This window comes from Bacillus sp. PAMC28571 (assembly GCF_014250435.1).
Lineage (GTDB): Bacteria > Bacillota > Bacilli > Bacillales > Bacillaceae > Bacillus > Bacillus safensis.
The window spans coordinates 1989406-2007235 of sequence record NZ_CP060191.1 but is presented as its reverse complement, the minus strand read 5'-3'; the positions used below and the strand labels follow the sequence as shown (position 1 = coordinate 2007235).

Sequence of the window (17830 nt, the reverse complement as noted above, 5' to 3'; positions counted from 1 at the left end):
GGGGGTTTATTATTCATGGCAATGAAGAAATCAATTCGTTTAGGTGTATTATCAGGGGCTTTAGGTCTTGCATTAATCGGCGGGGGAACATGGGCGGCGTTTAATGATTTTGAAAAGGCAAATGCGGTCTACTCGACAGGAGAGCTGGATTTATCTGCTAAAGAGAACTCCGGCGCCATCAACCTTTCGAACTTAAAACCTGGTGATCGGATCAAGAAAGAATTTCATTTTGATAATAAGGGATCACTAGCGATAAACCAAGTGCTGATGAGTCTTGATTATAGCCAGTTTACAGATGGATCTTCCGCGAAGAATGGCGGTAAGAATACAGCTGAAGAATTTCTCAGTCAGTTTCAGGTGAGTGTTCTGACGGTTGGAGCCGAAGGTGGAAATGGTTATCCGAAAAACATTATTTTAGACCATGCAAACCTGCTTGACTTGCATCAATTAACGTCAAAACAGGATCAGACCGCATTTGAAAAGCTTCGTCATGCCGTCGATGAGAAGTTTTTACATGAAAGTGGGAAAATTAATGTAGCAACTGTTGATGGAACAGTGGCTCCAGAGTATGACGGCATTCCAAAGAATCCGTTTGATTACGATAAAGTGGAAATGACCATTGAATTTATCAATGACCAGACGAAGGATAAAGCTGGTCACTATATCCAAAATAAATACCAAGGCGATGCGATTCAAATTGATCTTTCCTTCGAAGCGACTCAGTGGAATGGTTTAACGATCAATCCAAAAAAGCATACGGATGAAAAAGGCTACGTGAAAGAAAACGAAAAAGCACACAGCGAAGATAAAAAATAAAGCCAGTCTTTAGGCTGATATCAAGATCTGCATAGCAATTGGAGGAGTATGCGCTAAAACGTGCGCTTTACTCCTCTTCTTGCTTTTTTCTCCAGATTTGATAATCTAAAAATTCACGAAATTGCTTTTTCGAAACCCCTGATGTCATTGCATCTCGAACTAGTTTTTCCCATTCACTATCTAATTGACCATCGTATTCGGTTTCATCTTTTTCGTTTAAAAGTGTATGAACCGAGACGTCCAGAACAGCGGAGACTTTTTCAAGAAATTGAATGGAGGGGTTTGTTTGCAAGTTTCTTTCTATTGAGCTTAAATAAGACTTCGCTACCCCAGCCTTTTCGGCCAGTTCTGATAGTGAGTAGCCTTTTTCATTGCGGTATTGTTTAATACGCTGGCCAATCAATGTCATCACCTTCCTTTCGATATTATAGCACATTCAGAAAGGTTTGATAGAATGACTTCTTACCAGAGGGGGAGACTCAGAGGACTTTTCATTTGATTTGAGGAAATGACGGACTTCTTCAACTGTTAATCCTGCCTTGCGAGCTTCGCGTAATAATTGAACCCATTCACTGTCTAATTTGTTCGTTTTCTTTTCCATACAAATACCCTCCTAAAATACTGAATCATGTATTTCAGGCACTTAACGCATGAAATGGAAAGACATAGGTGGTAAGACCTCATAGTTTGCTTGCGTCATGTTTCCGCCCAATACAAACAGACAAACTTAGCTTTAGACTGATCGAAAATCGTATGTCACATAAAAGGGGAGGGGACCATGAGTCAACCTCCTCTTTTTTGCTGTAAGTAAAAAAGTCCGCCATTTTCAATCGTAAGACTGATTTTTGGTTCGTATAAAGTTTTGAGTGCTTGTCTTTCTATTTCATATTCTACAGATGTGTCTGAAGTCCCTTCATAAAATTGGTTTAAAAGTTCGAAGTCTTCCTTCCATTTTTGAACGGCTCGCACTGCCCAGTCGTCCGGCTCCTCATGGGCATAATGCTCCATAAGGCTGTAGAGCCGTTTGATTCCGCTCTCTGGCTTAATCATTGTGCTCATCGTAAAGCAATAATCGGGAATTTGAGACGACAGCTCACGAGCTTCCAGCTTCTCTTGAAATTGTTCAATGACTTCTCCGCGAATGAGATGAAGGCCTAATGATAAAAGCTTATCCTTCTTCCGGTCTGCAAGGTAAGAAATTTTTACATTGAGACCAAGCCATGGCTCAAGGGCGATCTGGTTGTTCGTGAGCGGGCTGACTCGTTCATAAAGCCGGATAAAACGGCCCTGCTCTTTGACCGCCTCAAATATTTGAAATAACCGGGGGGAGCCGAAATGGATGAATTCACCACTGATCGTATCACCCGCTTTTTTTTGATCTGTGATCAAAGTCAATTGCCGCGGTTCAGGTACACCGCCAGTTTTTTCAAGCCAGTGCCAATAAAAAGGACGGTTCATAATCAATTTATCCATTTCAATTGTCAGCTGTACGGTCATATGTCCTGCACTTTCTTCTAATATGCTGCATTGATTCGCCTTGAAAAAACGGAGAAGAAAGGTGTGAATGTCATGCTGCTCCATTGATCAACTCTCCTTTATGAGCCTTGCTGTCTTTTTTCTAAAAGTGGTGTTTGTGCTTCAGTTAAATAAGAAGCAAACTGGGTTAATTTCTTTTTCATGTCTCCGCCTGGTTCATGCTGGAAGAGGATTTGATGCAATTCTGTTTCGACATCTTTAATATCAATTCTTGTTAAAATATCATCTAAATCGCCTATGACGTTTTCAAACAGCTGAATTTTTTCATATAAAAGCTTTAAAATATGCTCTTCAACTGTTCCGCTCGTTGCCATATTGTAAATGTGGACATCTCGCTCTTGGCCAAGGCGGTGGATACGTCCAATTCTCTGTTCTAAACGCATCGGGTTCCATGGGAGGTCGTAGTTAATGATTTGGTTACAAAACTGAAGGTTGATCCCTTCGCCGCCAGCTTCTGTCGCAATTAACACTTGCGCCCGTTCTCTGAATAAATCTTTCATCCAATCTTTTTTGCCCCGCTTAAAGCCGCCCCGAAATGGCACAGAGCTGATGCCATTTTGCTGTAGAAACCATTGTAAATAAATTTGTGTGGCGCGGTATTCGGTGAAAATAATGACCTTCTCATTTAACTGCTGAATGAGTTTGACCACTTCAAGCGCCTTTGAGTTTTGCTCCACTTGATTGATTTTCTCCATGATTTGCGTTATTGCAGAAGATCCGAGAATATGCTTTTCTTCTTCCTGCATTTTCTTAATCGTCATATAAACTGCTTCACGGCTTGAACAGCATTCTCGTTCCAAGGTCATAATGGAAAACATATGCTTTGTATAAGAAGGATTCTCTTTCAGCTTGCAGATTTCATCATACAATGCTTGTTCTGTCGGAGAGAAATCAATGGAAATCGTTTTGACATGCCGCTTTGTCCACTCGATGCCTGTGTCTTGTCTTCGGTTTCGAATCATCACTTTATTGACGAGCTGTTTTAATCGGTCATGGTCTTCAAGCTGCAAGTCCTTTTTGGCAAAGATATCTTTAAATTGATGTTCATTTCCTAGGTGGCCTGGCTTCAGAAGAGAAACAAGATTAAATATTTCTCCGATCCGGTTTTGAATAGGTGTGGCTGTCAGCAGCAGGCAGAACTTCTTATTCAGGTTTCTCACAAATTCATAGTTTTTCGTTTTATTGTTTTTCAGTTTGTGTGCTTCATCGATAATGACCATATCGTAGGCAATCGATAAAATCGTGTCTCGATGCGGCTGTCTTTTGGCTGTGTCAATAGAGGAAACGACTACGTCACACTGTTCCCACACATAGCTCTTTTTTTGTTCAACAGCATCAATATAAAATTTCGTCCGCAGCTCCTGTACCCACTGAGATACAAGAGAGGCGGGGACGAGAATGAGAATCTTTTTGGCAAGTCCACGAATCATGTATTCTTTGATAATGAGTCCTGCTTCTACGGTTTTTCCAAGTCCCACTTCATCTGCTAGAATGGCTTTCCCATTCATTTCTTCTACGACTCTTCTGGCTACTTCAAGCTGGTGCTTTAAAGGTGTGAATGCAGGCAGGTGCGCGGGAGCTTGCAGTCCCTCGAATGAATCAATGGCTGTGACTTTTTGAACCTGCGTCGCTAAACGATACATATCCCAGTTCGCCCAGGGGCCGTCTGCTGAAAGCCGCTGCTGAAATTCATTTGCCCATTCCTGATCAAAAATCGTTTGAATATTCAATGTGGTCGCCTGCCTTTCTTTCTAGTAGGATCTGATAAAATTGTTCTGTTTTTAAACGCTTCATTTTTTTGGAGGCCTCTAAAAGACTAGATATATGAATAAAAGCGAACGATATCGAAGGATTATTTTAAAAATGTTAATGATTTTTCTGTTGCTCTTCATCCATTTCTAATGGTAGGATGTTGATAAGTGATCTAGAAAATAAGTCACCCATTTTGATAGTATGTCCAATAAATGTGAAAAATATGAGCGGATGATGGTATGGGGAGAGACTTGGCGGTTATTTTGCACTGGCAGGCGCCGAAGGAGCAAGCTGAATGATTCAGTGAATCTCTCAGGCAAAAGTACTCTTACCGGACGCAACTCTGGAGAGTGTTTGCTTAAGGGTTTTAGCAAACCACCAAAGGGGAAAACGCACAATGATATTGTGCTGTAAACTTTCAGGTGCAAGGACAGAGACTTCTTTTTGATAAAAGGGAGCGCTCTGTCCTTTTTTGCTGTGATTTTTTTCTGAAAATTCAGCTTGCATTTGCACTGTGAGAAAAAAGGGGGAAACGATTGATGTTGAAACGAACACCGCTTTTTCATGCGTATGAAACGTTTGGCGCAAAAACCATTGACTTCGGGGGCTGGGAATTACCTGTCCAATTTTCTTCCATTAAAGAAGAACATGAAGCTGTTCGAACAAAAGCAGGGCTTTTTGATGTGTCTCACATGGGTGAGGTGGACGTCAAAGGTCAAGATGCCCTTCCATTTTTACAAAGGTTATTAACCAATGATGTGTCTAAGCTGACAGACGGTAAGGCACTATATACAGCCATGTGTTATGAAGATGGCGGAACGGTAGATGACCTGCTCGTCTACCAAAAAGAAAAGAATCACTATTTGCTTGTCATCAATGCATCAAATATCGATAAAGACGTGGATTGGCTTTTGAAGCACCAAGAGAAGGATGATGTATTGATCAAAAATATTTCTGATCAAACCGCCTTGCTAGCGCTTCAAGGACCTCTTGCAGCTGACATCATCAAAAAGGTGGCGGGTGAAGAGGTGACATCGCTTAAGCCATTTACATTTTTATCAAAAGCTGAGGTCGCAAATAAAGAAGTGCTCGTTTCCAGAACAGGCTACACAGGGGAAGATGGCTTTGAAATCTACTGCCAGTCAGAAGATGCGGTCCACCTTTGGTCCGCTTTATTAGAAGCGGGGCAGCCAAAAGGACTCATTCCATGCGGACTCGGTGCACGTGACACCTTGAGATTTGAAGCAAGACTTCCGCTTTATGGCCAGGAGCTGACAAAGGATATCTCTCCATTAGAAGGTGGGATTGGTTTTGCTGTCAAAACGGATAAAGAAGCTGATTTTATCGGAAAAGCTGCACTTAAAAAACAAAAAGAAGAGGGACTGAAGCGAAAGCTTGTCGGCATTGAAATGATTGATAAAGGGATTCCGCGTACAGACTATCCAGTCTTTTCAGGAGAAAAGCAGGTTGGGATTGTCACAACGGGCACTCAATCCCCAACATTAAAGAAAAATGTCGGGCTTGCTTTGATCGAAACCTCAGAGGCGGAGCTTGGATCAGAGGTGGAAGTACAAGTTCGCAAAAAACGTTTAAAAGCCAAAATCGTCGCAACACCATTTTATAAAAGAGCCAAATAACGAGGGGGAATAGAGGATGAAGCACAGGTATTTGCCGCAAACAGAGCAAGATCAAAAAGAAATGCTGGATGTCATCGGCGTTCGGTCGATTGATGAGCTTTTTTCAGATATCCCAGAGAAAGTTAGATTCAAAGGAGCATACAACATCAAAGAAGCCGCATCTGAAACAGCGCTTGTCAGGGAATTATCCCGACTAGCTGCAAAGAATAAGGATACAGTTTCATATGCATCGTTTCTTGGTGCAGGTGTATATGATCATTACCAGCCTGTCATTGTCGATCATGTGATCTCACGCTCTGAATTTTATACAGCGTATACACCTTATCAGCCGGAAATTTCGCAAGGTGAATTGCAAGCGATCTTTGAATTTCAAACAATGATTGCTGAGCTGACTGGTATGGATCTTGCCAACTCCTCGATGTATGATGGCGGGACGGCACTGGCTGAAGCGGCAATGCTCGCTGCGGGACACACAAAGAAGAAAAAAGTGGTTGTTTCTGAAACGGTTCATCCTGAATCAAGAGCGGTGCTGAAAACATATGCCAAAGGACAAAACATTGAAGTTGTTGAAGTGCCTGCGAAAAAAGGGCAGACAGATCTAGCTGCATTGGAAAAAGCGGTCTGCGATGATACAGCAGCAGTTCTCGTGCAATATCCAAACTTTTTTGGTGTCGTCGAGCCGTTAAAAGACATTGAACCCATTGCACATAAAGGAAAAAGCCTATTCATTGTCTCTAGTAATCCCCTCGCACTCGGACTATTGACGCCGCCTGGAAAACTCGGGGCAGATATTGTCGTTGGTGATGCGCAGCCGTTCGGCATCCCGGCTGCATTTGGCGGACCTCACTGCGGATATTTTGCTGTGACGAAAAAGTTGATGAGAAAAGTGCCGGGTCGTTTAGTCGGGCAGACAGAAGATGAAAATGGTGTTCGTGGATTTGTCCTGACCCTTCAAGCGCGTGAGCAGCACATTCGAAGAGATAAAGCGACGTCAAATATTTGCTCAAACCAAGCATTAAATGCATTAGCTGCTTCTGTTGCCATGACGGCACTAGGGAAAACAGGCATAAAAGATATCGCCTATCAAAACGTGCAAAAAGCCCATTATGCCAAGACGCAGGCAGAAAAATATGGACTGCAGGCGGATGTAGAAGGGGCTCATTTTAATGAATTTGTGATCAAGTTACAGGAGCCTGTGAAAGAAGCCAATAAACGATTGCTTGAAAAAGGAATCATCGGCGGCTACGACTTGGGGCTAGACTACCCAGAGCTTCAGCAGCACATGCTTGTAGCCGTGACAGAGCTAAGAACAAAAGAAGAAATTGATACGTTTATCAAGGAATTGGGGGATCGCCATGAATAAACAAGATCAGCCGCTTATTTTTGAATTATCTAAAGAAGGAAGAATAGGGTACAGCCTGCCTGATTTAGATGTACCTGAACAGGAGATCCCGTCTTTATTTGATGAGACGTACATCCGTGATGAGGATGCTGAGCTTCCTGAAGTATCTGAGCTTGATATTATGCGTCATTATACAGCATTATCAAGACGCAATCATGGGGTTGATTCCGGATTTTATCCTCTTGGCTCATGCACGATGAAATATAATCCAAAGATTAATGAAAAGGTTGCACGCCTTGCGGGGTTCTCGCAGGTTCATCCGCTACAAGAGGCAGACACTGTGCAAGGTGCATTAGAATTACTATACGATTTAGGTGAACATCTTGAAGAAATTACGGGAATGGACGCTGTGACATTACAGCCTGCGGCAGGAGCACATGGCGAGTGGACGGGACTCATGATGATCCGTGCGTATCATGAAGCAAGGGGAGATCATCATCGTACAAAAGTCATTGTGCCTGATTCTGCTCATGGAACGAACCCGGCATCTGCGACAGTCGCTGGATTTGAAACCATTACCGTCGCATCTGACGAAAATGGGCTTGTTGATTTAGAAGATTTACGCCGCGTTGTTAATGAAGAAACAGCTGCTTTAATGCTTACAAACCCGAATACACTAGGCCTCTTTGAAGAAAATATTTTAGAAATGGCTGAAATCGTTCACGGAGCGGGCGGTAAGCTTTATTATGACGGAGCCAACTTGAACGCTGTTTTAAGCAGAGCAAGACCAGGAGATATGGGATTTGACGTTGTCCACTTAAATCTTCATAAAACCTTTACAGGCCCGCACGGAGGCGGAGGTCCTGGCTCAGGTCCTGTTGGCGTTAAAAAGGAATTAATTCCTTATTTGCCAAAGCCGGTGCTTGTGAAGAAGGAAGGCCGTTTTTACTTTGATCATGACCGTCCAGAATCAATTGGGCGCGTGAAGCCATTCTATGGCAACTTTGGCATTAACGTCAGAGCTTATGCGTACATCCGCTCTATGGGGCCAGACGGCTTAAAGGCTGTAACCGATAATGCCGTGTTAAATGCGAACTATATGATGCGCCGCTTAAGTGCTCATTATGATTTGCCGTTTGATCGTCACTGTAAGCATGAATTTGTCCTTTCAGGTAAACGTCAGAAAAAATTAGGTGTGCGGACACTGGATATTGCCAAACGATTACTTGATTTCGGCTACCATCCGCCAACGATCTACTTCCCGCTCAATGTAGAGGAATGTATCATGATTGAACCGACCGAAACAGAATCAAAAGAAACACTTGATGCATTCATCGAAGCAATGATTCAAATTGCGAAAGAAGCAGAAGAGAATCCTGAAGTGGTGCAGGAAGCGCCGCATACAACGGTCGTCAAACGTATGGACGAAACAAAGGCCGCGCGGAATCCCGTTCTCGTTTTTGAAAGAAAATAAAGAAAAAAGACTCAGGGGGAATCATGCTCCCAGAGTCTTTTTTGTTAGTTCTTCGTTTTAATGCGGCCGCCCCATTTTTTAAAGCCGCCTTTTAAATTATAAATCTCACGGCAGCCGTTTTTACGTAAAGTTTGGGCTGCTTTTCCGCTTCTGAAATTATTTTGACAATAGAGATAAACAGGCTTGTCAGGACGTATTTCATTTTTGCGCTGCTTTAGTTGGGAAAGAGGGATATTTCTTGCCCCTAAAATATGTCCGCCATCAAACTCATTTGGCTCTCTCACATCAATGAGCTGGGCTTTGCGGTAACCTTTAATAAATTCTGCTTCCGTCAGCGTTTTCATAATGCGCTGCTGATAAATGTAGCTGCCGATGGAATAAAGAACAAAAAGTCCACAAAGTGAGAGGACGATATAGTTGAACATTGACAATACAACTCGACTCCTTCTTGAGCATCAGCACAGTAGCCTGTCTGATGGTACGTTTTAGACAAATACTATTATAGTAAAGCATAAGAAACTTGTCATCATAAATGGTAAGAATTATTTTCAATTCCGTTCCTATTTGATAGACTGATGAAGAGAGAAAACCGGTGGTCACCACCATCATCTAACATTGACTACGTAAAAGAGAAGGGATTTTATATGCAAAAAGAGAAATGGTGTTTCATTGATTCAGGAAACCAAGACCCTGCCTTTAACATGGCAATGGATGAAGCCTTGCTTTATTGGCATAGTGAGAAGCTCATTCCGCCTGTTATCCGCTTTTATGGATGGGATCCGGCGACATTATCTGTTGGGTATTTTCAGAACGTTGAAAAAGAAATCAACCTAGAAGCTGTCAAGCGCTATGGTCTTGGATTTGTCCGCAGACCAACCGGAGGACGAGGAGTACTACATGACCAGGAGCTGACCTACAGCGTGATTGTGTCAGAGGAACATCCAGAAATGCCAGCAACGGTGACAGAGGCGTACCGCGTCATTTCAGAAGGCATTTTAGAAGGATTTAAAGAGCTGGGACTCGATGCGTATTTTGCCATTCCTCGTACAGATAAAGAAAAGGAAAGCTTAAAGAACCCAAGATCTTCTGTATGCTTTGATGCCCCTTCTTGGTACGAGCTTGTTGTAGAAGGCAGAAAGGTAGCGGGCAGTGCTCAGACGAGACAAAAAGGTGTCATCCTCCAGCATGGATCTATTTTAATTGACCTTGATGAGGATAAATTATTCGATTTGTTCCTTTATCCTAACGACCGGGTAAGAGAGCGGATGCAGCGAAGCTTTAAAAACAAAGCGGTTGCTATCAATGAAATCTCAGACCGAACTTGTACGATAGACGATGCGCGTGTTGCGTTTAAAAGAGGATTTGAAAAAGGATTAAATATTGAGCTTGAACCTTATGAGCTGACAGATGAAGAATTAGCGTTTGTCCATCATCTCGCCAAAACGAAATATGCCTCAGATGATTGGAATTACAAGCGTTAAGACGATGGACACTCCTTGTTTTTTAATGAACGATGGTGTAGAATTGGGTTGATTATTAAGTAAAGGTGCATTATGGAGGGGTTTTATGACTACACCTAGTATGGAAGATTACATTGAACAAATTTATATGCTGATAGAAGAAAAAGGATATGCCAGAGTCTCTGATATTGCAGAAGCACTCGCTGTCCATCCCTCCTCTGTAACAAAAATGGTTCAGAAGCTAGATAAAGATGAATACCTCATTTATGAGAAGTATCGTGGTCTAATTTTAACCCCGAAAGGCAAAAAAATTGGAAAACGTCTCGTATACAGACATGAACTGCTGGAGCAATTTTTAAGAATCATTGGTGTAGATGAAGAGAAAATTTATGATGATGTAGAAGGCATTGAACATCATCTCAGCTGGAACAGCATTGACCGCATCGGCGATCTCGTTCAATTTTTTGAAGAAAACGATGAGCGATCTGTTCAGCTGAAAGCGATTCAAAAGAAAAACGAACAAACAAATCAAGAATCTTAATCAAAAAGGACACCCTTAGCATGGGTGTCCTTTTTGATTAAAGTTCTAATTGAAAGCAAATGCTCCTACACTATTATTAGCGTGAAATCAAAGGGGGCTCCTTGATGAAGATAGATGGTGTGTTCTCAGGTGGAGGCATTAAGGGGGCAGCGCTTGCTGGTGCCTATGAAGCGCTTGAAGCGAGAGGATTTCAATTTGTCCGTCTTGCTGGTACAAGTGCTGGAGCAATCATTGCTTCACTCATCGCAGCAGGTTTTACAAGCCAGGAAATTCGCACGCTTTTAGATGAAATGGATGAGCATCAATTGCTTGATAGGAGATGTCAATTCATCCCGTTTAAAATGCTTAGGTGGGTATCTATTTACTGGCGTCTCGGTCTTTATAAAGGAGACCGGCTGGAAAAATGGCTGACCGATGTGCTAAAACGAAAAGGGGTCACCGTGTTTGGAGACCTCAAAAAAGATTCGCTGAAAATCGTTGCGTCCGATTTAACGAATGGAAAAATCCTTGTGCTGCCAGACGACCTTCCTTCATATGGCTTAAATCCAGAGCGGTTTTCCGTGGCGAGGGCCATTCGAATGAGTTGCAGCCTGCCGTATTTTTTCGAACCTGTCAAACTGAAGTCATCAAAAGGCATTTGTACCATTGTAGATGGAGGAGTGCTGAGCAATTTTCCAATTTGGCTGTTTGCTGAAGAGAAAAAAAGACCGTTCGTCGGTGTCACATTAACGCCAAACGAAAAAGAACGCCCACAACACTCCATCCGCAATGCGTTTGAACTGTTTGGCGCTCTTTTTGAAACGATGCGTGGTGCTCATGACGAAAGACATATCGCCACAAAACACGAACGTCATATTATTTTTATTCCTGTAGAACACGTCATTGCCACTGATTTTCAACTCATGACAGAAAAGAAAAAGGCGCTCGTCGATCTAGGCAGACAGAAGGCCGAGCAATTTTTAAAAAGCTGGACATTTTAAAATAAGGCGCGATTCTTCTTTTTGTTTTTCTTGCCTTCAATCACAGTCAAATGTGTTTGGCTTTTCTTTTTGAGAAGGACGGGCTTAGACTTGTGGTCAGTCGGCACGCTTCGCAAATGAGTGACCCGATTTTTCATCTGGCTTTTCGTTTTTGGTTTAGGCTGCTGGTAGCGACGTTTTGATTGTTTGACTGCTTTACGATAAAGATTGCCCTCTGTTCCAGTTCTTCGATTCATCAGCCATCTAAATAGGAAAAACAAAACCGCTCCAATGATCACAACAGACAGCAGCATGGTAAAAAGTCTGCCTGGGTTCGTTGTGAGTAAGTACACAAATCCCAAAACACCTAAAGCGAAAATAATGGTAAAAGCAGGATGTACTCGGCGATTCATAACTGTCCACCTCCGAAGGAATTTACCGGATTTATAAGTTAGATCACTTGATGAGCAGAATCTGACGCTTGTTTCAGAGATACTTCCTCTAAACGAAGAAGTTCATTAAAACTTGCAATGGCTACCTCGACTTGATCGTCAGAAGGTTCTTTTGTTGTGAGCAATTGCAGCCAAAGGCCAGGATAGCCAAGTGCTTTAAGCACAGGCACTTCTCGGAGTTTGTTCGTGAATTGAAGCACTTCAAATGAAATGCCCAGAACAACCGGAATAAGTGCCAAGCGGTTCAGAACTCTCACCCATAAAGGATCTGTCGGTACGAGTAAATAGACGAACATCCCGACAATGACAGTGAATAAAATAAAGCTGCTGCCGCATCGATAATGCAGACGGGATTGCTTTTGGACATTTTCCACTGTGATGTCAAGGTTCTGTTCATAGCAGTTTATGACTTTATGTTCTGCCCCATGATATTGAAATACTCTTTTAATTAAAGGGGTCATGGAAATAAAGTAAATATAGCCTAATAAAAGGACCAATTTAAAGAATGTTTCCACTGCGATTTGTGCGAAATTCCCTGAAAAGATGGGACGCACAAGCTCTGCCAAAAAGACAGGTACCAGGGTAAAGACAAATTTACTAAAGAGTAGAGAGAGAACTCCGATTACAGCAATGCCGAAGATCATGGATAATTTCGAGCCTTTTTGTTCCTTTTCAAGAGTATGATCTTCAGAAGGATCTAAGTCATATCGCTCACTGGAGAAGTTTAAGTGCTTACTGCCGTTTGCGCTTGCTTCAACAAGTGCAGCAACACCCCTGACAAAGGGGATTTTCTTGAGAAAGGCGGTTCGTTTATTGGAGGTCCGGGGAAGCTTCAAAAACTCAATGGACTGGTCCTTTCGCCGAATCGCTGTCACATAGTTCTTCTTACCTCCGAACATGACACCTTCGACAACTGCCTGCCCTCCATAAGCTGGAGGTTTTGTTTGATTGGACATATTTCATCAACCTGCCTGTTTCCTGTAATTTACATGCATTTCCTTATACCTTTATTGTACAGGAAATGAGGGGAAATCACTAGCTCACAGGTCGATTATCTACTAGAATTCTATCTACCTCTTTTTAGCCAGTATACCCTGTTTTAAAAATTTTACACTCACGCATGGAAATCCTTTTTTTTCATGACATTTTGGACATACTACTTGCTGGAGGTGTTCACAAATGAAACGTGATGAAAAGAAAAACCAAGAAGAAAAAAATCAGTCCGTGCAAACGACATCACTTGTGGCAAGAGCGGCTGCTACAGGCTTTGTCGGCGGTGTTTTTTGGGGCTTTATCGGGTTTCTGACCCATGTGTTTCATTTTTCAGAGGTGAGTCCCAATATGCTGCTTCAGCCATTTGTGCTTGGAGAATGGAAAAAGGGAGGACTTGGTACTTTTATCAGTATTGTGCTGTTAGGAGTTTTATCGATTGGAGCCGCCTTTATTTATTTTGGGCTTTTAAAAAGGATCAAAGGCTTTTGGATGGGTTTAGTATATGGCGGGCTTTTATGGCTGCTCGTTTTTTACGTATTTAATCCCATTTTCCCAGATGTAAAGCAAGTACAAGAGTTGCAGCAAAGCACCATTGTTACGACATTTTGCCTATATATTTTATATGGCATGTTTGTCGGGTACAGCATTTCGTTTGAATATAATGAATTGACGAGTCAAAAGCTTGCGAGGGCACTCGGGAAAAAGACAGAATAAAGTGTAAATCGCCTATTCATATGATAAAATATTTTTGGAAACGAAAGGTTTCTAAGGAAAAAGAAACAGATCTCGATATAGATTGAATTAGGGTGAAGGAGTGGTCATATGCCTCATTTTCTTGTACTGAATGGACCCAATTTAAATAGGCTTGGCAAAAGAGAGCCTGCTGTTTATGGAAGTAAGACGCTGACAGATTTAGAGACGGATTTGTTCCAGTTCGCAGAACGAGCAAACATCCAATTAACGTTCTTTCAATCAAATCACGAAGGGGATTTGATTGATGCGCTCCATGAAGCAGAAGATCAATACGATGGTGTCGTGTTTAACCCGGGTGCATTTACCCACTACAGCTATGCGCTGAGAGATGCCATTGCAAGTATTTCTTTATCAGTCATTGAAGTACATATCACAAATGTTCATAAGAGAGAGGAATTCCGCCATCATTCTGTACTTGCTCCAGTATGCCAAGGACAAATCGTTGGGCTTGGCTTAGAAGGGTATAAATTGGCGATTCGTTATTTAGTCAGTGAAGGGGGAGCAGTATCATGAAACTTGAAAAACTAAGAGCACTATTAAGTGAATTAGAGATCGATGGCCTTGTCATTACGAGCAGTTTTAATTTACAGTATATGACCAGCTTTACCGGATCAGCCGGTCTTGCTGTCGTTTCAAAGGACCGAGCAGCTTTTATCACGGACTTCCGCTATACAGAGCAAGCGAAGGATCAAGTCAAAGGCTATGACATCATTGAACATAAAGGAAACATTGTGGAAACGGCTGCTCAAACGGCAAAGGAATTTGGAGTGAAACGCCTTGGGTTCGAACAAAACCATATGACATTTGCCACGTATCAGCAGTACGCAGCCAAAGCAGGCGGTATAGAGCTTGTTCCAGTCTCTGAATCAGTTGAAAAGTTGCGCTTGATTAAGTCTAGTGAAGAGATTAAGATATTAGAGGAAGCTGCGAAGATTGCAGATCACGCCTTTGATCATATTCTCACTTACATCAAGCCGGGCCTGACGGAAATTGCTGTCATGAACGAGCTTGAATTTTTCATGAGAAAAGAAGGTGCTGAAGGATCTTCATTCGATATGATAGTTGCCTCAGGTGTTCGTTCAAGCCTGCCTCACGGAAGAGCGAGTGAAAAGGTGATTGAATCTGGTGATTTAGTGACACTCGATTTTGGTGCTTACTATAAAGGCTATTGTTCTGATATGACAAGAACGATTGCTGTCGGAACACCAAGCGACAAGCTAAAGGAAATTTATCATATCGTATTAGAAGCAGAAAACGCTGGTGTGGATAGAATCAAGCCAGGCTTAACAGGAAAAGAAGCTGATCGCATCACACGAGACATCATTGAAAAGTATGGCTATGGTCAATACTTCGGGCATTCAACCGGGCACGGACTAGGTATGGAAGTACATGAAGCGCCAGGCCTTTCCTCACGATCAGAGGTCGTCTTAGAAGAGGGAATGGTCGTCACAGTTGAGCCGGGGATCTACTTGCCAGATGTCGGCGGCGTGAGAATTGAGGATGATATTGTCCTGACAGCTGACGGCAATAAACGATTGACCCACTCACCGAAAGAACTTATCATATTATGATGGTGAAATGTAGGAGGATGACAAAATGATTTCAGTAAACGATTTTCGTACTGGCCTGACAATTGAAGTGGACGGCGGTATTTGGCGAGTAGTGGATTTTCAGCACGTAAAACCAGGGAAAGGCGCAGCGTTTGTTCGTTCGAAACTGCGTAACCTGCGTACAGGTGCCATTCAAGAAAAAACATTCCGCGCAGGCGAAAAAGTAGCGAAAGCACAAATCGAAACAAAAACAATGCAATACTTGTATGCAAATGGCGATCAGCATGTTTTCATGGATACAAGTTCTTATGAGCAGCTTGAACTAAGTGAAGCACAAATTAAAGATGAGCTGAAATATTTGCTTGAAAATATGTCTGTTCAAATCGTGATGTACGGTGCTGAAACTCTTGGAGTAGAACTTCCAAACACAGTAGAACTAGAAGTAGTAGAAACAGAGCCTGGTATTAAAGGTGACACAACATCAGGCGGCTCAAAACCTGCAAAAACTGAAACTGGTTTAATCGTCAACGTTCCTTTCTTTGTGAACCAAGGAGATAAACTAGTGATTAATACATCTGACGGCTCATACGTTTCAAGAGCGTAATGAACGAAAAAAGACTGTAAACCTCGTGTTTACAGTCTTTTTTTATTGGAAAAATGACTCCTCAAGGCAGGCCTTCTCTATTCTCTCATTCATCTCTTTCTTCTTGAAAAACAAGACTACTTCCAGCTGGTCAAGCATATAGTGTAAAAAAAGCTGGAGGTTCTATATGAAACAATTTCTCCCAGGTCTACACCCGTCAGTCGCTGCAATGGCAGCCATGAGATTCTTATCCGCCGCCATTGAACTGACGGCAGCCATCCTTATTTTAATCACCAATGATGTACGGAAAGCGGTAGTCATCAATAGTATATTGGCAATCATCGGGCCGCTCATTTTTATTATCACGATGACGATTGGAATCTATCAAATTGCCGGGCAGCTATCCTATGCAAAGCTCGTGTTCATTTTCATTGGTGTCGTGTTTATTCTTGTTGGGATCTATAAGTGAAACGGCTTGGCATAATTAACGGCTCACATCATACATTTTAGAGAAGAAAAAAAGGAGGGGAATTCGTTGCGGAGTTTGTTGGATATTCTCCCGCACTCGATTGGACAAGAACTCAGGCTGCTGAAAGAGGCAGAATGGGCGCAAATAGAAGAAATCCGCATTCGCACGGATCGTCCTATTGAATTAATGCAGGGAGGAAAACCACGTTTCCTTTCTTATCACACCACCTGGGAAGATGCGTCTCAGCTATTAGGCAGGCTGAGCAATTACAGCATGTACACACTTGAGGAAGAGCTAAAACAGGGCTATATCACGATATCTGGCGGACACCGGGTAGGACTTGCTGGGAAGGTGATCGTTGAAAACGGATTTGTCAAAGGGTTAAGAGATATCTCTTCATTTAATATCCGCATTGCCAAAGAAAAAATCGGGATTGCGCTTCCTTTTCTTCCTTATTTATATGAAGAGCACTGGCACAATACACTCATCATCGGCCCCCCGCAAACGGGGAAAACCACATTGCTCCGGGATATAGCACGTCTTGCTAGTACAGGCACAAAAACCATTCCTCCTAGAAAAACAGGCATTATTGATGAGCGTTCTGAAATCGCCGGATGTATCAGAGGAGTGCCGCAGCATCATTTTGGCCACCGGATTGATGTACTCGATGCGTGTCCAAAGGCTGAAGGATTGATGATGATGATTCGGTCTATGAGCCCAGAGGTCATGATTGTCGATGAAATCGGAAAAAGTGAGGATGTCGAGGCACTTTTAGAAGCGATTCATGCCGGAGTCAACATCATCGTCTCAGCTCATGGCTATTCACTTGAAGATGTATATAAACGGCCTTCTTTTAAACCGTTATGGGAGCTTCGTGTGTTTGAACGATATGTTGAATTAAATCGAAACAATGGGCCTGGCACGATCGGGCGAATGTACGGCGGGGACGGCCAAGAGATGAAATGGAGGCGGGGAGTGGACGTATGTTAAAGCTCATTGGCGCTATTTTCATTGTCGCGGCCACGACTTGGGGAGGATTCGAGTTTGCCAAACGATATAGCGACAGACCTAAACAAATTCGGCAGCTGCGGTTTGCTCTCCAGTCTCTTGAAGCTGAAATTATGTATGGTCAAACCCCTTTAGCACGGGCGGCAGAGCAAATTGCAGCGCAGGTAGGTCCACCTGTGAATCAGCTGTTTGAACAATTTGCAGAAAAGCTGAAAGTGGGGACCTTTTCTGCACGCCATGCATGGAACGAAAGTCTTGAAGATGTTTGGAAAAAAACCGTATTGAAAAAAGGCGAATATGAGGCGTTGAAGCACTTTGGAGAAACACTTGGCCAGCATGATGTCACTTCTCAGCAAAAGTATATCAAGCTTGCTTTAGGTCATTTGGAATCAGAGGAGAAAGAAGCTGAAATCGCCCAAGCGAAAAATGAAAAAATGGTCAGAAGCCTCGGATTTTTAAGCGGATTACTACTGATTCTTTTATTGATGTGAGAGGAAGGGAGTCG

Annotated in this window: 21 protein-coding genes and 1 riboswitch; of the genes, 14 read left to right on the top strand and 7 right to left on the bottom strand. The window is 42.6% G+C overall.

The window, feature by feature from the left end:
• Positions 1-15 precede the first annotated feature (15 nt).
• Positions 16-816 carry a biofilm matrix protein TasA gene (gene tasA, locus H7F25_RS10030; RefSeq protein ID WP_039179929.1) on the top strand — a complete coding sequence of 267 codons (801 nt, stop codon included), beginning with the start codon at positions 16-18 and terminating at the stop codon, positions 814-816.
• A 67-nt stretch (positions 817-883) separates the two neighbouring features.
• On the opposite strand, the gene sinR is transcribed toward tasA, so the two are convergent.
• The 4 genes from sinR to H7F25_RS10010 form a co-directional block, all read right to left on the bottom strand.
• Positions 884-1219, bottom strand: coding sequence for a transcriptional regulator SinR (gene sinR / locus H7F25_RS10025; protein WP_024422969.1), 336 nt, complete (start codon positions 1217-1219; stop codon positions 884-886).
• Between the two features lie 33 nt (positions 1220-1252).
• Positions 1253-1417 (bottom strand): anti-repressor SinI family protein, encoded by a 165-nt coding sequence (locus H7F25_RS10020; protein WP_073206269.1) that lies wholly within the window; start codon positions 1415-1417, stop codon positions 1253-1255.
• A 182-nt stretch (positions 1418-1599) separates the two neighbouring features.
• Complete coding sequence (locus H7F25_RS10015; protein ID WP_024427993.1) at positions 1600-2397, bottom strand: YqhG family protein; 798 nt, start codon at positions 2395-2397, stop codon at positions 1600-1602.
• 14 nt (positions 2398-2411) lie between these two features.
• On the bottom strand, positions 2412-4082 hold the full coding sequence (locus tag H7F25_RS10010) for a DEAD/DEAH box helicase (protein ID WP_024427994.1): 1671 nt from the start codon (positions 4080-4082) through the stop codon (positions 2412-2414).
• 253 nt (positions 4083-4335) lie between these two features.
• Positions 4336-4442: riboswitch (glycine riboswitch) on the top strand.
• Between the two features lie 201 nt (positions 4443-4643).
• On the opposite strand from H7F25_RS10010, the gene gcvT reads away from it, so the two are divergent.
• The 3 genes from gcvT to gcvPB are packed head-to-tail and all read left to right on the top strand — an operon-like array spanning position 4644 to position 8557.
• Positions 4644-5741 (top strand): glycine cleavage system aminomethyltransferase GcvT, encoded by a 1098-nt coding sequence (gene gcvT, locus H7F25_RS10005; protein ID WP_185853685.1) that lies wholly within the window; start codon positions 4644-4646, stop codon positions 5739-5741.
• Positions 5742-5757: 16 nt separating this feature from the next.
• Positions 5758-7104: an aminomethyl-transferring glycine dehydrogenase subunit GcvPA gene (gene gcvPA, locus H7F25_RS10000; RefSeq protein ID WP_185853684.1), complete on the top strand. Its 1347-nt coding sequence runs from the start codon at positions 5758-5760 to the stop codon at positions 7102-7104.
• On the top strand, positions 7097-8557 hold the full coding sequence (gcvPB, locus tag H7F25_RS09995; RefSeq protein ID WP_185853683.1) for an aminomethyl-transferring glycine dehydrogenase subunit GcvPB: 1461 nt from the start codon (positions 7097-7099) through the stop codon (positions 8555-8557). Before gcvPA ends, gcvPB begins: the two co-directional genes overlap by 8 nt.
• A 44-nt stretch (positions 8558-8601) precedes the next feature.
• Here the strand turns inward: gcvPB and H7F25_RS09990 are convergent, their stop codons facing one another.
• Complete coding sequence (locus H7F25_RS09990) at positions 8602-8982, bottom strand: rhodanese-like domain-containing protein (protein ID WP_185854538.1); 381 nt, start codon at positions 8980-8982, stop codon at positions 8602-8604.
• Between the two features lie 219 nt (positions 8983-9201).
• On the opposite strand from H7F25_RS09990, the gene H7F25_RS09985 reads away from it, so the two are divergent.
• The 3 genes from H7F25_RS09985 (at position 9202) to H7F25_RS09975 (ending at position 11538) form a co-directional block, all read left to right on the top strand.
• Positions 9202-10038, top strand: coding sequence for a lipoate--protein ligase family protein (locus tag H7F25_RS09985; protein ID WP_039179911.1), 837 nt, complete (start codon positions 9202-9204; stop codon positions 10036-10038).
• An 85-nt stretch (positions 10039-10123) separates the two neighbouring features.
• Complete coding sequence (mntR, locus tag H7F25_RS09980) at positions 10124-10558, top strand: transcriptional regulator MntR (RefSeq protein WP_003215946.1); 435 nt, start codon at positions 10124-10126, stop codon at positions 10556-10558.
• A gap of 104 nt (positions 10559-10662) precedes the next feature.
• The gene (locus H7F25_RS09975) at positions 10663-11538 is read left to right on the top strand and encodes a patatin-like phospholipase family protein (protein WP_024422960.1); all 876 of its coding nucleotides are present in this window, start codon (positions 10663-10665) and stop codon (positions 11536-11538) included.
• On the opposite strand, the gene H7F25_RS09970 is transcribed toward H7F25_RS09975, so the two are convergent.
• Together H7F25_RS09970 and H7F25_RS09965 are read right to left on the bottom strand one after the other, a co-directional pair.
• A complete protein-coding gene (locus H7F25_RS09970; protein ID WP_024422959.1) occupies positions 11535-11930 on the bottom strand; it encodes an SA1362 family protein in 396 nt (131 codons plus the stop codon). The genes H7F25_RS09975 and H7F25_RS09970 overlap by 4 nt on opposite strands.
• A gap of 38 nt (positions 11931-11968) precedes the next feature.
• On the bottom strand, positions 11969-12925 hold the full coding sequence (locus H7F25_RS09965) for a DUF1385 domain-containing protein (RefSeq protein WP_024422958.1): 957 nt from the start codon (positions 12923-12925) through the stop codon (positions 11969-11971).
• 223 nt (positions 12926-13148) lie between these two features.
• On the opposite strand from H7F25_RS09965, the gene H7F25_RS09960 reads away from it, so the two are divergent.
• From H7F25_RS09960 to spoIIIAB, 7 genes are all read left to right on the top strand, one after another.
• The gene (locus tag H7F25_RS09960) at positions 13149-13676 is read left to right on the top strand and encodes a YqhR family membrane protein (protein WP_024428000.1); all 528 of its coding nucleotides are present in this window, start codon (positions 13149-13151) and stop codon (positions 13674-13676) included.
• Between the two features lie 108 nt (positions 13677-13784).
• Positions 13785-14228: a type II 3-dehydroquinate dehydratase gene (gene aroQ / locus H7F25_RS09955; protein ID WP_024422956.1), complete on the top strand. Its 444-nt coding sequence runs from the start codon at positions 13785-13787 to the stop codon at positions 14226-14228.
• Entirely contained in the window at positions 14225-15286 is a 1062-nt protein-coding gene (locus tag H7F25_RS09950; protein WP_024428001.1) for a M24 family metallopeptidase, read from the top strand. The genes aroQ and H7F25_RS09950 overlap by 4 nt, the downstream gene beginning before the upstream one ends.
• Before the next feature lie 25 nt (positions 15287-15311).
• Positions 15312-15869 carry an elongation factor P gene (gene efp, locus H7F25_RS09945; RefSeq protein WP_024422954.1) on the top strand — a complete coding sequence of 186 codons (558 nt, stop codon included), beginning with the start codon at positions 15312-15314 and terminating at the stop codon, positions 15867-15869.
• Positions 15870-16035: 166 nt separating this feature from the next.
• Positions 16036-16317: a YqhV family protein gene (locus H7F25_RS09940; RefSeq protein ID WP_185853682.1), complete on the top strand. Its 282-nt coding sequence runs from the start codon at positions 16036-16038 to the stop codon at positions 16315-16317.
• Between the two features lie 66 nt (positions 16318-16383).
• Positions 16384-17307: a stage III sporulation protein AA gene (spoIIIAA, locus tag H7F25_RS09935; RefSeq protein WP_024428002.1), complete on the top strand. Its 924-nt coding sequence runs from the start codon at positions 16384-16386 to the stop codon at positions 17305-17307.
• Positions 17301-17816 carry a stage III sporulation protein SpoIIIAB gene (gene spoIIIAB / locus H7F25_RS09930; RefSeq protein ID WP_024428003.1) on the top strand — a complete coding sequence of 172 codons (516 nt, stop codon included), beginning with the start codon at positions 17301-17303 and terminating at the stop codon, positions 17814-17816. The genes spoIIIAA and spoIIIAB overlap by 7 nt, the downstream gene beginning before the upstream one ends.
• Positions 17817-17830: the final 14 nt, after the last annotated feature.

Bases quoted from the DNA above. Each gene is read 5' to 3' on its own strand.
- gcvPA (WP_185853684.1), top strand. From the start codon at position 5,758: ATGAAGCACAGGTATTTGCCGCAAACAGAGCAAGATCAAAAAGAAATG.
- H7F25_RS09975 (WP_024422960.1), top strand. From the start codon at position 10,663: ATGAAGATAGATGGTGTGTTCTCAGGTGGAGGCATTAAGGGGGCAGCG.
- H7F25_RS09990 (WP_185854538.1), bottom strand. From the start codon at position 8,982: ATGTTCAACTATATCGTCCTCTCACTTTGTGGACTTTTTGTTCTTTAT.
- H7F25_RS09970 (WP_024422959.1), bottom strand. From the start codon at position 11,930: ATGAATCGCCGAGTACATCCTGCTTTTACCATTATTTTCGCTTTAGGT.
- mntR (WP_003215946.1), top strand. From the start codon at position 10,124: ATGACTACACCTAGTATGGAAGATTACATTGAACAAATTTATATGCTG.
- H7F25_RS10015 (WP_024427993.1), bottom strand. From the start codon at position 2,397: ATGGAGCAGCATGACATTCACACCTTTCTTCTCCGTTTTTTCAAGGCG.
- H7F25_RS09965 (WP_024422958.1), bottom strand. From the start codon at position 12,925: ATGTCCAATCAAACAAAACCTCCAGCTTATGGAGGGCAGGCAGTTGTC.
- H7F25_RS09985 (WP_039179911.1), top strand. From the start codon at position 9,202: ATGCAAAAAGAGAAATGGTGTTTCATTGATTCAGGAAACCAAGACCCT.
- tasA (WP_039179929.1), top strand. From the start codon at position 16: ATGGCAATGAAGAAATCAATTCGTTTAGGTGTATTATCAGGGGCTTTA.
- H7F25_RS09960 (WP_024428000.1), top strand. From the start codon at position 13,149: ATGAAACGTGATGAAAAGAAAAACCAAGAAGAAAAAAATCAGTCCGTG.
- H7F25_RS10020 (WP_073206269.1), bottom strand. From the start codon at position 1,417: ATGGAAAAGAAAACGAACAAATTAGACAGTGAATGGGTTCAATTATTA.
- H7F25_RS09950 (WP_024428001.1), top strand. From the start codon at position 14,225: ATGAAACTTGAAAAACTAAGAGCACTATTAAGTGAATTAGAGATCGAT.
- efp (WP_024422954.1), top strand. From the start codon at position 15,312: ATGATTTCAGTAAACGATTTTCGTACTGGCCTGACAATTGAAGTGGAC.
- H7F25_RS09940 (WP_185853682.1), top strand. From the start codon at position 16,036: ATGAAACAATTTCTCCCAGGTCTACACCCGTCAGTCGCTGCAATGGCA.
- aroQ (WP_024422956.1), top strand. From the start codon at position 13,785: ATGCCTCATTTTCTTGTACTGAATGGACCCAATTTAAATAGGCTTGGC.
- gcvT (WP_185853685.1), top strand. From the start codon at position 4,644: ATGTTGAAACGAACACCGCTTTTTCATGCGTATGAAACGTTTGGCGCA.
- gcvPB (WP_185853683.1), top strand. From the start codon at position 7,097: ATGAATAAACAAGATCAGCCGCTTATTTTTGAATTATCTAAAGAAGGA.
- spoIIIAB (WP_024428003.1), top strand. From the start codon at position 17,301: ATGTTAAAGCTCATTGGCGCTATTTTCATTGTCGCGGCCACGACTTGG.